Origin of the sequence: Corynebacterium glaucum, assembly GCF_030408855.1 — a bacterium.
In the GTDB taxonomy this organism is placed as follows: Bacteria; Actinomycetota; Actinomycetes; order Mycobacteriales; family Mycobacteriaceae; genus Corynebacterium; species Corynebacterium glaucum.
This window is the reverse complement of sequence record NZ_CP047358.1, coordinates 384,869-396,943: the sequence shown is the minus strand read 5'-3', so window position 1 is coordinate 396,943 and position 12,075 is coordinate 384,869. Positions and strand designations below refer to the sequence as shown.

The following is a 12,075-nucleotide window of genomic DNA, read 5'->3' as shown; positions in this document are numbered from 1 at the left end:
GTTTACGGTGAAGGTGTGATTACTGTGTATGGCGAAGCGCTGGTCGATCTCGTGCCGGAGAACACCGAGCCCCTGGCGAAGCTGCAGCCAGCACTCGGCGGCGGGCCGTTCAATGTCGCACGAGCGCTGGGGCGACTCGGCTCGGAGGTCGCGTTCCAGTCCCGGCTCTCCAGCGACGCATTCGGAAGGTTGCTCGAGCAATCGCTTATCGACGCCCACGTGGACGTTTCCAAATGCCAAACCGGAGTCGAACCGACCACCCTGGCCGTCGCGGCACTGCGTGAAGACGGCTCCGCCGAATACACCTTCTATGTCGACGGAACAGCCGATCGGCTGGCACAGCCCACGCCGGTAGCTGAAGGTTTCGCAGTCTTTGGCACGCTGTCGCTCGCGTTAGAGCCGGGGGCGCAGCGATACGCGGAAGCCGCCGAAGCTTCCGCCCGTTTGGGCGCTGTTGTGGGTTTGGACCCGAATATTCGCCCGGCGTTCGCATCGCAGAAGCACCGCCTATTCCTGCGCGGCATGCTGGAATCCGTGACCGTGCTGAAGCTGTCGGACGAAGAAGTGGGCTTTCTCGGAGACACCTCACACGTGCCAATTGTGGTGACCACTCTCGGATCCAACGGCCTCCAAGTCCGCGCCCCATTTGGCACGCTCCGTGTCGAGGCGCCGCGCGTCACCGTCGCCGATACCATCGGTGCCGGCGACACCATCATGGCGGCCCTTGTCCACCAGTTCGACATCCGCGAACTCGATCGGGACGCGCTTCTGGCGCTCGATGAATCCGAATGGGACGAGATCCTGCGGTTTGCCGCCACCGCTGCCGCGATCACAGTTTCACGTACCGGTGCCGATACCCCGACCCACCAAGAAGTGCTGGCTGCAGCCACTACTCCACAGTGACGGACTTCGCCAGGTTACGGGGTTGGTCCACGTTCAAACCGCGGGCCTCGGCCACCGAGCAGGCAAACAGCTGCAGCGGGACCGTCGACAAGATCGGCTGCATGAGCCCAGCCGACTCCGGAATCCGGATGACGTGGTTGGCAAACTCCACGACGTCTTCATCGCCCTCCTCCGCAATGACAATGGTCACTGCCCCGCGAGCGCGAACCTCTTGGATGTTGGAAACGACTTTGGCGTGCAGGTTGTGACGCGAGCCCTTGGACGGCACGATCACAAACACCGGTTGGCCCTCCTCCACTAGTGCGATCGGACCGTGCTTGAGTTCGCCCGCCGCGAAGCCCTCGGAGTGTAGGTACGCTACCTCTTTCAGCTTGAGGGCGCCTTCGAGAGCGACGGGGAAGCCAACGTGGCGGCCGAGGAACAGCACCGATTTCGAATTCGCTAGGTCCTGCCCCAGCTGCTTGATTTCATCCGCGTTATCCAGCAATGTTTGCAGCTTGTCGGGCATTTCCTGCAGCTCCGCAATGATGCCGCGGATCTCATCCGCGAACTTGTTGCCCCGCACCTGCGCCAGATACAGCGCGAGCAAGTACGCGGCGACAATCTGGGAAATGAACGCCTTCGTCGACGCCACTGCAATTTCCGGGCCGGCGTAGGTGTACAGCACCGCATCCGCCTCGCGCGGGATCGAAGCGCCGACGGTATTGCAGATCGCGATCACCTTCGCACCCTGTTCGCGCGCGTGACGCACTGCCATGAGCGTGTCCATCGTCTCGCCGGACTGGCTCACTGCCACAACGAGGGTCTGCTGGTCCACAATCGGGTCGCGGTAGCGGAACTCGTGGGCCAGCTCGACCTCCGTCGGAATGCGGCACCAGTGCTCGATGGCGTAACGCGCCACCTGTCCCGCATATGCGGCGGTACCGCAGGCGACGATGATGATCTTGTTCACGCTGCGCAGAAGCGCCTCATTAATCCGAAGCTCATCGAGCGTCAGCGCACCTTCTTCGTTGAAACGTCCGTAGAGGGTGTCGCGCACAGCAGATGGCTGGTCGAAGATTTCCTTTTCCATGAAGGAGTTGAAACCGCCCTTTTCCGCCGCGGTCACATCCCACTCCACACGGAACGGCTTGCCTTCGGCGGCTTCCCCGTCGAACGTGGTCACCTCGTACCCGTCGGCAGTGAGGGTAACAATTTGACCGTTGTCCAGCTCTACCGCGTCGCGCGTGAATTCGATGAAGCCGGACACGTCAGAGCTGAGGAAGTTCTCCCCTTCACCTGCTCCGATGACCAACGGGGAGTTCCACCGCGCCGCCACAATCCTGTCTGGGTGATCGGCGTGGATGGCCAGCAGGGTGAAAGCACCTTCCAGGCGCTGCGCGGTCAGTTGCATCGCGCGGGTCAAGTCGCCGTCAGCTTCGGTGTTGTACACCTCCAGCAGCAAGGTACCGGCAACCTCGGTGTCGGTCTCGGAAACGAAGTTGTACCCCTTCGCCTCAAGCTCTGCGCGCAGCGTCGAAAAGTTTTCGATGATGCCGTTGTGCACCACCGCGAGCTTGTCGCCGCCAACGACATGTGGGTGGGCGTTTACGTCGCTTGGGCCACCGTGCGTTGCCCAGCGCGTGTGTCCAATGCCGAGTGCGGATTTGTCGAGTGGAGCGGCCTCAATCGCCGCCTCGAGATCTGCAACTTTGCCCGCTTTCTTGCGGTATTCAATCGCGCCGTCCTGCGCCACAGCCACACCAGCGGAGTCGTATCCGCGGTACTCCAGCCTGCGCAGGCCCTCGATGATCACATTCTTGGCGTCGCGCTCATTGCCGACGTATCCAACGATTCCACACATGGGCGGAATTGTACTGCCGTTCGCCGCTATTCGTGACGCAGCGCTTCGATCGGATGCAGGCGGGCGGCGCGGTTCGCGGGGTAGATGCCGAAGAATAGACCGATCGCCAGTGAAAACAGCAGCGCAATCACAATGGAGTCCACCGGCGGCAGCACCATCTTGCCCATTGCATTTGTACTCGCGAGCCCGATCGCACCTCCAAGCACGACGCCCATAATTCCGCCGACGAGGCAGATCATCATGGCCTCAGTGACAAACTGCGCGCGGATCGCACGCCGTGTCGCGCCAAGAGCTTTCCGGATGCCAATTTCCTTGGTGCGTTCAGTAACGGATACCAGCATGATGTTCATGACGCCGATGCCACCGACCAGCAGCGAGATGCCTCCGATTGCGGACACGATCAGGCTCGTCGTGGCCATTTGCTGGTTGACCTGGTCAATCTCCGCCTTCGTGTTCAGCACCTTCGCGGTGTAATCCGGATCATCGGCGTAAGCACGCTGCGCCCACGCTTCGACGTCCGCTGCGAGTTGGTCAGTGGTGGTCGGCGGTGCCGCGCGCACTTGAATATCCCGGAACCCCTGCAAGGGGGTCGCGCTCATCCGCGGTTGCATGGTGTGCGGCACATAGACCTGCGCGTCGTCTTGCTCTTGAACGAACATCGACGCATCAGGGTCCTTGCCGTACGTGCCCACAATCTGCAGCGGGACGTAGCGGCCCTCCACTTCCACATCAATGTCGGCACCGATCGCTGCTGCAGGATCGCCGTTGAAGTACTTGTCGACGAGCTGCGGGGAAGCCACTGCCACGCTCCGCTCACTTGAGACGTCGTCCGCACTGAGCAAACGACCGCCCGTCATGTGCAGCCGCTGCAGTTCCAGAAAGTCCGCGTTGACGAAGTCGATGCGGGCCCGGCCTTCGGTTAGCCCACGGGTGATGCGTCCGTTCGCGCTCCCGCCCTGCACCGCCACACCTTGCGCGCGATCGCTCACCAGCGCAGCCAGCTCATCGATCATCTCCGGGGTGATCAGTGCTGAATCTGGCACGTCCTCAAACGAGTACATGTTCTCCGCGCCGTCGACAGTTTCACGGGCCTGGACCTGAACGTTGACGTCGTTAAGCCCGAAGCTCTCGAGATCTTGCTCGAGCATGACCTGCATGGACTTGCCCAGCGACATGATGGCAATCACTGCGGCAATACCGATGATCACGCCGAGCAGTGTGAGGACCGAACGCATTCTGTTCGCCCGCAGGCTGGTCGCCGCGAGTCTGACAGCTTCGCGCGGGTTCATCGCGGAGCGTCCAACGCGACTCGCTCCCCCACACGATCGCGATACTCACCCGGGGACCGCAGCACGCGCGTTCCCTCGGAGACGCCGAGGACTTCAGCTTCCAGATCGGTGACGATGCCGAGTTGCACCTCGGACTCCTGGATTTCAAACTCCTGCTTTCCCCCCTCAACTTCGCGGAGGGTGAGGATGGAGTACTTGCCGTTATCGTCAATCACCGCTTCGCGAGGCACCGTGAGAGTGTCTTTTGACGTGCCAGTGGTGATCTGCACCTTCGCGGATCCACCGATACGCAGACCCTCGGTATCGCCGACGACCTCGATGGAAACTGGGAACTCCGGGCGCGCCGGCGCTGTGTTCGGTCCTTCAGTGGCGGACGAGGCTTTCGCTGCTACCGGCGAAACCTCGGTGACCCGTCCGCGGAACTGCTTCGTTCCCGTGCTTGGGGTGGTGAACGTGACCTCGTCGCCTGCCGACACCCGGCCGGAGTCGACCTCGTTGACATTGGCGTTGAGCACGAGCTTCTTCGGGTCGGCGACAGTGAGCAGGTGGCCTGAGGCTGCCTTGCCCCGCTCGGCGATGACTTCTGTGACCACCCCGTTCACCGGCGCTCGCACCTCCCCCGACTGGATGTCGATGTTGAGCTTGCTCTCTGCGATAGCTGCCGCCTGCTGCGAAGCATCGCGGACACGGCGTGCTTGGTCGACTCCGGAGGCGCTGGTGTCCAGCTGCTGCTGGGCGGCAAAACGCGCTACCTCTACCCCAAGGTCGGCCTCTGACCTGGCATTAAAAGCTTGAGCGACGGCGCGCTGTTTCGCCGCTAGATCTGCATCGACCGCGAAAAGCGCGTGTTCAAATCCCTGCTGGGCGGTCTCCAGGTCACGTTCCGCGCTTACGTATTTGTCGTCGGATTCAAGGATTCCGAGCACCGGGCTGATTTGATCCGGCTGCTCAGCCAGGGCTGCGAGGTGGGTGGCAAGGTTGGCGCGCACAGACTCCATTGCAACAGCGTCTAGGTTACGACGGGCCGCTTCCACGGCTTGCCCCTGCTCGAGAAGTGCCGGGTCGTGACCACCCTGGACCTCAGCTACGCGTTGGTCGAACACAGCCTGCGCCTCGTCGTACTGAGCCTGCGCCTCACGTTGTGCGGACTGTGCCTGCACGATGTTCCCGTTGAGGCCACTGTTGAGCGCATCTTGCTGTTGCTGCAGCTGCTGCTGGGCCCGCTCGATCTCGTTCTGCGCGGACGCATCTGAGGTGAGCCGATCCGCACGCTGCGCCTCCAGATCCCGCTGCAGCTGGGAGGTGTCGAGCCGTGCAACAACCTGGCCCTCTTGCACCGGTTGACCGACATGCACGTCGATTTCGGTCACGGCTCCGGTCAGCGTGGTCGTGAGGGCGACGACTTCCTTGGAGTCGACGCTCGCGCTCACCGCTACCCGAGACGCGAGATCCTTCGGCTGGAGCTCCACCACATCAGCCTCTGGAACCGCACCCGCGCCTTGAGAACAGCCAGCGAGTAGACCCGCCGCAGCGACGGTGATAACAGCGGATTGAAATGCACGCCAGCGGCTGCGCGCACGGCGTCGATTACGGGAATTCACAGGTTTAGCCTAACAGTTTCAGAGCGCTAACTACCTAGGGTTTCACCCTGATTTCTGCCTTAGGGGAATCCCATGAGAAAACCCGCAACCACCGGTTTTAGGTGGATGCGGGTTAGCTCAACTTACGCGGTGAGCCGCGTGTTCAGCGCGACTCAGGATGGCAGGGTTACGCGACACCGATCTTGCCGCCGTCGGTGCGGAACACCTGCACAACAGCAGGACGCGGGAGAGAGTCGCCACCGTCAGGCCAGTGGGAGCCCGGCTCCTCGAAGGTTGCGTCGTCCATCTCACCTGGGTGCTGGACGTTGACCATCACCAGGTTGTCCTTGATGATCGGGCCACAGGTCTCAGCACCGTTTGCGACGGTGAGGAAGCACAGGGTCTGGCCGCGGTTCTCGCCCTCAAGGCCGACAGCGTAGAGACCGTCGTTGATGTCCAGAGCATAGAGGCTGTCGGTGGAAATCCACAGGTTGCCGTGCTCGTCGAACGCAAGGTTGTCCGGGCAGGTGATCGGCGAAACCTGATCCTTCGGGAAGCCAGCGAAGTAGGTCGAGGCGGCCTCCGGGTCACCACAGACCAGCAGGAGGTCCCAGGTGAAATCGGTGCCTGCGTAGGACTCCTCTTCGATCTCGATGACGTAGCCGTCTTTGTTCTCGCGGATCGGCGCGTACTCCATGACATCTTCCTTGGACTTCTTCTCGTTCTCGCCGGTTGCGCCACGGTATTTGTTGTTGGTCAGCGCTGCGTAGACCTTGCCGTTAACCGGGTTAACTTCGAAGTCCTCCGGGCGGTCCATCTTGGTTGCGCCAACTTCGTCCGCAGCCTGGCGGGTGAAGATAGCTGCTTCCTCGGCAGTGAAGCCGTCGACGTGGGACTCGGAGCCGTCCTTAGTAACGGTGTAGAGCGGGATCCACTTGCCCTTGCCGTCGAATGCCTCGTCCTTCGGCAGGTCGCCGTCGCCGGTGATCTCATCCTTCGGCGAGTTGCCCTCAAACTGTGCGACGTACAGGGTGCCGTAGTCCAGGATGGTCATGTTGTGGGCCTTGTCGCCCTCAACCACCTTCTCGGAGGAGACGAACTTGTACATGTACTCGAAGCGCTGGTCATCGCCGGAGTAGCAAACGACGGTGCCATCCTTGTCAATGGCAATGTTGCCGGCCTCATGCTTGAAACGACCGGTGGAGGTGTGCTTGATCGGGGTCGAGTTCGGATCGAACGGGTCAATCTCGACGAGGTAGCCGAAGCGGTTGATCTCGTTCGGCTCCTTGGCCAGGTCGAAGCGGTCGTGGTAGCGCTCCCACTTACGCTCGGACTCGCCTTCTACAACGCCCATGCGCTTCAGGTCCGCTGCAGCGCGCTCGTCGGTGACAGCCTCGCCGTTAGCCCAGTACATGTCAATGTTCTCTTCGCCGGAGAGGAAGGTTCCCCACGGGGTCACACCGCCGGAGCAGTTGTTGAAGGTGCCGTTGACCTTGGTACCGGTCGGGTCTGCAGAGGTCTGGAGCAGTTCGTGGCCGGCCGCGACACCGGTCAGCACCATCGGGGTCTCACCGGTGATGCGGCGGTTCAGCGGACCGAACTCGCGGGTGAGCTCACCAGTCTCCGGGTTCTGGGACACCTCGAGGATGGTGTGGCCGTGGGACACAATGCCGATGTTGACCTCTTCCTCGGTCGGGTCATCAGCGTTGTAGTTCGGGAGCATTTGCGGTTCGGTGGAGTACTCGTGGGAGCAGACGTAGACTTTGCGCCCCTCATCGTCCGGGTGGTCGAACAGGCCAGCAAAGTCGTTGTTGAAGCCGAACTGGCGTGCAGCCGCAGCAGCGGTTTGGTTGTTCGGGTCGAACTCCGGAGCGTCCTCGTAAACCGGGTCGCCCCAGGCGATCAGGACGCTGGACTCGTAGCCCTCCGGCACGGTGATCTGGTCATTCTTGTTCGGAGCAACCGGCTCGAACTGCATGCCCTTGACCGGCTCGATCTTCTTCGACTCGCCAGCGGAGGCACTAGTCTCAGTCACCTGGTTCGTCGAGGTTGCGGTCTCTCCAACCGTGCTGGCCGCCTCAGAGTCGCTGTCAGAACCACATGCGGCTAGCGCTGCGCCACCACCGATGGTGACAGCACCTGCACCCATCACCTTGAGCGCGCCACGACGGGACATGATGTCGCCGAAGTACGCGTTATCGGAGTGGTTCGGTGCCTCGCCTGCACATGCGTTACCGCACTTGTAGGTGCAGGTCAGGCTCGAGCGGTTGGACTGGAACAAGTTCTTGCCCAAGATAGACATGGAAGTTCTCCCCGGTGGTTGGTAGCAAAGATCGCCTTGCGGCACAAAGCGCTTCAGACGTTATTTCCGCCGCCTCACCAAATGGAGAAATTCAAATGAACATCTGCTGAACCTTCCACTCCCGGATTGAGCGCTTACGCTTCGACGATGACGTGGGAGTCGTCCCCGGAACCGTCGATACGCACTGCATAGGTGCGAAGCGCAACGGAATCGCCCTGCAGCGACTCCCCCGAATCTAGAAAGAACTTCTGTTTCAGAAGTGGCGAGGCGATAGTGGGCCGTCCCTCAGACTCTCCGACAATGCCGCGGGAAATCACTGCGACGCCGGTGTACGGGTCAATGTTGTCAACTGCAAACAGCTGCTCGCCGTCTTCCGTTTCCACCCGGAAGATTGCCACCTGGCGCTCATCGGGCAGCAGGGCAGCCGCTCCGACGCCCTCGGTGAGGTCTGCAAGCTTGCACACGGAAATAGACATCTGGATTCTCCTTCAACTCCTGTGCTTAAGTTCTGCACGTAACTACTGTGCGCCCACAACCGGCATCATCAGCGGCACCTTTCGGCCACCTTGCGGGTGCTCTTCAAACTGCACCGTGGGATCCGGGGTATTGGGGGCGTTAATGAAGCTGACGAAGCGCTTGAGCTTCTCCGGGTCATTTAGCACGTCCTGCCACTCGTCGGAGTAATTGGCCACGTGGTGTTCCATAAACTCCTCGAGATCGCGAGCAATGCCCAGCGAGTCATCCACCACAACATCCCTCACGTGGTCCAGCCCTCCTTCAACCTCCGCCAACCAAGCGGCGGTGCGCTGCAGCCGGTCTGCGGTGCGGATGTAGAAAGACAGGTAACGGTCGATGTAGCGGATCAGCGTGTCATCGTCTAGATCCTTGGCCAGCAGCTGCGCTTGGCGCGGCGTCGCACCTGCGTTACCGCCTACGTAGAGGTTCCACCCGGTTTCAGTCGCAATAACGCCGACGTCCTTGCCACGCGATTCCGCGCACTCGCGTGCGCAGCCAGACACACCCATCTTGAGCTTGTGCGGGCTACGCAGACCGCGGTAGCGCAGTTCAAGTCTGACCGCCATGGCCACAGAGTCTTGTTGCCCGTAGCGGCACCAGTCCGTGCCCACGCAGGATTTCACCGCACGCAGGGACTTTCCGTAGGCCTGGCCCGATTCCATGCCCACGCTGATCAGCCTGCGCCAGATTTCCGGCAAGTCCTCGGTACGGGCACCGAACATCGCGATGCGCTGCGCGCCGGTGACCTTGAGGTAAAGACCGAAATCATCCGCAATGCGGCCCATCTCGATGAGTTGTTCTGGCGTCACATTGCCGGCTGGCTGGCGCGGAATAACGGAGTAGGTGCCGTTCTTCTGCATGTTGCCCAACATGCGGTCGTTGGTGTCTTGCAGGCCCGCGCGGCGCCCTTCAAGCACGTGCTGCTCTGTGTGCATTGACGCAACGATGTTGGAGAACGTCGGCTTGCATACCTCGCAGCCGCGGCCCTGGCCAAAGCGTGCGATGAACTCATCAAACTCGGTGATGCCTGTGGATTGGGCGATTTCGAACAGCTCTGCACGCGATTGCGGGAAATGCACGCATACGGCCTTGGATTGTTCAATGCCTTCCGCGTCCAGAATTCCTTTCAACAGTGACACGCACGATCCACACGACGTACCCGCGCGGGTTGCCCCCATGACGGTTTCCACCGAGTGGCAGCCCTGACCAATTGCGTCACGGATCTGTCCCTTGGTCACGTTGTTGCAGGAGCAAATCTGCATCGAATCCGGTAAGTCGCCAGCCCCGATGGCCGTAGTACCCGCGCCCGTCTCCGGCGCGATCAAGCTGACCGGATCTCCCGGCAACTCACTGCCAACCATCGGACGCAGCAGCGAGTAGCTCGACGCCTCGCCGACCAGAATGCCGCCTAGGAGACGCTTACCCTCCGCATCCAGAATCAGCTTCTTGTACACACCAGACACCGGATCCTGAATGTGCAGTTCCTTGCGCCCCTCGATGGTAGAGAAGGCGTCTCCGAACGACGCCACGTCCACACCCATCAGCTTCAGCTTGGTGGACATGTCCGGGTCTTCAAAATCTGCAATCGGCTCCCCCGCCAGCCGCGCGGCGGTAATTTCCGCCATCGTGTAGCCGGGAGCAACCAGACCGTAGGTCTTACCGTCCACGGCCGCGCACTCACCGATTGCGGAAATGTGCTCGATGGAGGTGCGGCACTGCCGGTCTGTGAGGAACCCGCCGCGCGAACCCAGTTCCAAGCCCGCGTCCGGGCCGAGGGAATCTCGCGGCCGGATACCGGCAGAGAAAATCACCAGGTCAGTTTCCAGTTCCCCGCCGTCGCCCATATCAAGGACAACAGAGCCTTCCTTGCTTGTCGACGCCACGATCGACCTAGTCACCGCCCCCACATGAATCTCCACGCCCATCTGTCTGATTGCGTGCGAGAGCATCTCACCACCCGCATCATCAACCTGCAGCGGCATGAGACGCGGAGCCATTTCCACAACATGCGTCTTTGCGCCCATCGCCTGAGTAGCTCCGGCGGCTTCAAGTCCGAGCAGACCGCCGCCGACAACCGTGGCGGTAACCTCTCCGTGCTTGTTTTCCACATTCTCAATGGCGGCGCGAATGCCGTCCATGTCATCCAGGGTGCGGTAGAGGTGCACCTGCGGCAGATCGTTACCGGGCAGACGCGGCACGAACGGACGTGATCCGGTTGCCATCACAAGCTCGCCATACGCGTACACAGTGCCGTCTTCCAGCACCAACTCTTGAGATTCGGGCTTGATCGACACCGCGCGCCCAGGCACGACAGTTACGTTTGCTGGCAACGGCTCGAGGTAGAGTTCCTCGCGCTTCCAGTTGCCCACGTAGCTAGACAAGTGCACGCGGTCGTAGGCGTAGTCCTCGGTTTCGCGGTTGATGATGGTGATGGACGTATCAGGGCGTCGCTGCGCAAGCTCCTGTGCAAAGCGGTGGCCGACCATGCCGAAGCCGACCACGACAACGTCACTACGAAGATTTTCTTTCGTCATACTTATGACAATAAATGGTTTCGGCAAGGTACGCGGCTGAATGCAAAAAGAAGAACACCCGCCCAGCCGCGAGGGGTTGGACGGGTATTGGGGTCGACGCAACGTCGACAAGCAAGAAGCTCTTAACGGGCCTTCTCGATGATCTCGACGAGACGGAAGTGCTTGTCCTTGGACAGCGGGCGAGTCTCCTCGATACGGACGAGATCGCCAACACCTGCGGTGTTGTCCTCGTCATGTGCCTTCACGCGCTTGGTGGTGCGCACGATCTTGCCGTAGAGGGCGTGGGACTTGCGGTCCTCGACCTCGACGACGATGGTCTTGTCCATCTTGTCGGACACGACGTAACCTCGGCGGCGCTTCTGCAGACCCTTCTCCTTCGGCTGGGCCGGAGTGTTCTTCGGACCCTTACCGGTGGTGGTCGCGGTCTCAGTGTTCACTTTTGCCTCAGTCATTATGCCTCAGCTCCTTCGGACTCGGGCACGACAGACAGGCCGAGCTCGCGCTCGCGCAGCACGGTGTAGATACGTGCGATGTCGCGCTTGACCGTGCCGATGCGACGGTTGTTGGTCAGCTGACCGGTGGCGAGCTGGAAGCGCAGGTTGAACAGCTCTTCCTTCGCCTCAGTCAGGCGGTCGCGCAGCTCGTCATCGGTGAGCACGCGGAATTCAGATGCGGGGGTACCGGCAGCCATTAGAACAGGTCCTCCTTCTTGATCACGCGGGTCTTGCACGGAAGCTTCGCGCCTGCGCGGCGGAGTGCCTCCAAAGCGGTCTCCTCGTTCGGGTAGGACATTTCAAACAGGATGCGGCCAGGCTTGACGTTGGCCACCCACTTCTCCACCGGGCCCTTACCGGAACCCATACGCACGCCAAGCGGCTTCTGGGTCAGCGGACGATCCGGGAAGATGTTGATCCAGACCTTGCCACCACGCTTGACGTGGCGGTTGATCGCAATACGAGCGGACTCGATCTGACGGTTGGTGATGTAGGCCGGCTCGAGAGCCTGCAGGCCGTAGTCACCGAAGTTGACGGTGTTGCCGCCCTTGGACACGCCGGAACGGCCCGGGCGGTGCTGGCGGCGGTACTTCACGCGCTTAGGAATAAGCATG

10 protein-coding genes are annotated in these 12,075 nt (G+C 61.3%); 1 reads left to right on the top strand and 9 read right to left on the bottom strand.

All coding sequences use genetic code 11. The features are described from left to right. The first annotated feature begins 15 nt into the window (after nucleotides 1–15). Entirely contained in the window at nucleotides 16–903 is an 888-nt protein-coding gene (locus CGLAUT_RS01965; RefSeq protein ID WP_290185978.1) for a carbohydrate kinase family protein, read from the top strand. On the opposite strand, the gene glmS is transcribed toward CGLAUT_RS01965, so the two are convergent. From glmS to rplP, 9 genes are all read right to left on the bottom strand, one after another. Continuing rightward, nucleotides 890–2,746 carry a glutamine--fructose-6-phosphate transaminase (isomerizing) gene (gene glmS / locus CGLAUT_RS01960; RefSeq protein WP_290185977.1) on the bottom strand — a complete coding sequence of 619 codons (1,857 nt, stop codon included), beginning with the start codon at nucleotides 2,744–2,746 and terminating at the stop codon, nucleotides 890–892. The two genes, CGLAUT_RS01965 and glmS, sit on opposite strands and share 14 nt — an antisense overlap. Nucleotides 2,747–2,772: 26 nt before the next feature. Next, complete coding sequence (locus CGLAUT_RS01955) at nucleotides 2,773–3,981, bottom strand: ABC transporter permease (RefSeq protein WP_290185975.1); 1,209 nt, start codon at nucleotides 3,979–3,981, stop codon at nucleotides 2,773–2,775. Between the two features lie 50 nt (nucleotides 3,982–4,031). Next, nucleotides 4,032–5,636, bottom strand: a complete 1,605-nt coding sequence (locus CGLAUT_RS01950) for an efflux RND transporter periplasmic adaptor subunit (protein ID WP_290185973.1) — start codon at nucleotides 5,634–5,636, stop codon at nucleotides 4,032–4,034. A gap of 166 nt (nucleotides 5,637–5,802) precedes the next feature. Then, nucleotides 5,803–7,917, bottom strand: coding sequence for a PhoX family protein (locus CGLAUT_RS01945; protein ID WP_290185971.1), 2,115 nt, complete (start codon nucleotides 7,915–7,917; stop codon nucleotides 5,803–5,805). Between the two features lie 134 nt (nucleotides 7,918–8,051). Then, complete coding sequence (nirD, locus tag CGLAUT_RS01940; RefSeq protein ID WP_095659225.1) at nucleotides 8,052–8,393, bottom strand: nitrite reductase small subunit NirD; 342 nt, start codon at nucleotides 8,391–8,393, stop codon at nucleotides 8,052–8,054. A 42-nt stretch (nucleotides 8,394–8,435) separates the two neighbouring features. After that, nucleotides 8,436–10,967, bottom strand: a complete 2,532-nt coding sequence (gene nirB / locus CGLAUT_RS01935; protein WP_290185969.1) for a nitrite reductase large subunit NirB — start codon at nucleotides 10,965–10,967, stop codon at nucleotides 8,436–8,438. A 122-nt stretch (nucleotides 10,968–11,089) separates the two neighbouring features. Next, nucleotides 11,090–11,419, bottom strand: coding sequence for a 30S ribosomal protein S17 (gene rpsQ, locus CGLAUT_RS01930; RefSeq protein ID WP_232507150.1), 330 nt, complete (start codon nucleotides 11,417–11,419; stop codon nucleotides 11,090–11,092). Further along, nucleotides 11,419–11,658: a 50S ribosomal protein L29 gene (gene rpmC, locus CGLAUT_RS01925; RefSeq protein ID WP_095659224.1), complete on the bottom strand. Its 240-nt coding sequence runs from the start codon at nucleotides 11,656–11,658 to the stop codon at nucleotides 11,419–11,421. The genes rpsQ and rpmC overlap by 1 nt, the downstream gene beginning before the upstream one ends. After that, a complete protein-coding gene (gene rplP / locus CGLAUT_RS01920) occupies nucleotides 11,658–12,074 on the bottom strand; it encodes a 50S ribosomal protein L16 (RefSeq protein WP_095659223.1) in 417 nt (138 codons plus the stop codon). The genes rpmC and rplP overlap by 1 nt, the downstream gene beginning before the upstream one ends. Nucleotide 12,075: the final 1 nt, after the last annotated feature.

What these genes read in the sequence shown, in the direction of transcription:
- glmS (WP_290185977.1), bottom strand. Translation starts at nt 2,746, where the DNA reads ATGTGTGGAATCGTTGGATACGTCGGCAATGAGCGCGACGCCAAGAAT.
- CGLAUT_RS01955 (WP_290185975.1), bottom strand. Translation starts at nt 3,981, where the DNA reads ATGCGTTCGGTCCTCACACTGCTCGGCGTGATCATCGGTATTGCCGCA.
- CGLAUT_RS01945 (WP_290185971.1), bottom strand. Translation starts at nt 7,917, where the DNA reads ATGTCTATCTTGGGCAAGAACTTGTTCCAGTCCAACCGCTCGAGCCTG.
- nirD (WP_095659225.1), bottom strand. Translation starts at nt 8,393, where the DNA reads ATGTCTATTTCCGTGTGCAAGCTTGCAGACCTCACCGAGGGCGTCGGA.
- nirB (WP_290185969.1), bottom strand. Translation starts at nt 10,967, where the DNA reads ATGACGAAAGAAAATCTTCGTAGTGACGTTGTCGTGGTCGGCTTCGGC.
- rpsQ (WP_232507150.1), bottom strand. Translation starts at nt 11,419, where the DNA reads ATGACTGAGGCAAAAGTGAACACTGAGACCGCGACCACCACCGGTAAG.
- rpmC (WP_095659224.1), bottom strand. Translation starts at nt 11,658, where the DNA reads ATGGCTGCCGGTACCCCCGCATCTGAATTCCGCGTGCTCACCGATGAC.
- rplP (WP_095659223.1), bottom strand. Translation starts at nt 12,074, where the DNA reads ATGCTTATTCCTAAGCGCGTGAAGTACCGCCGCCAGCACCGCCCGGGC.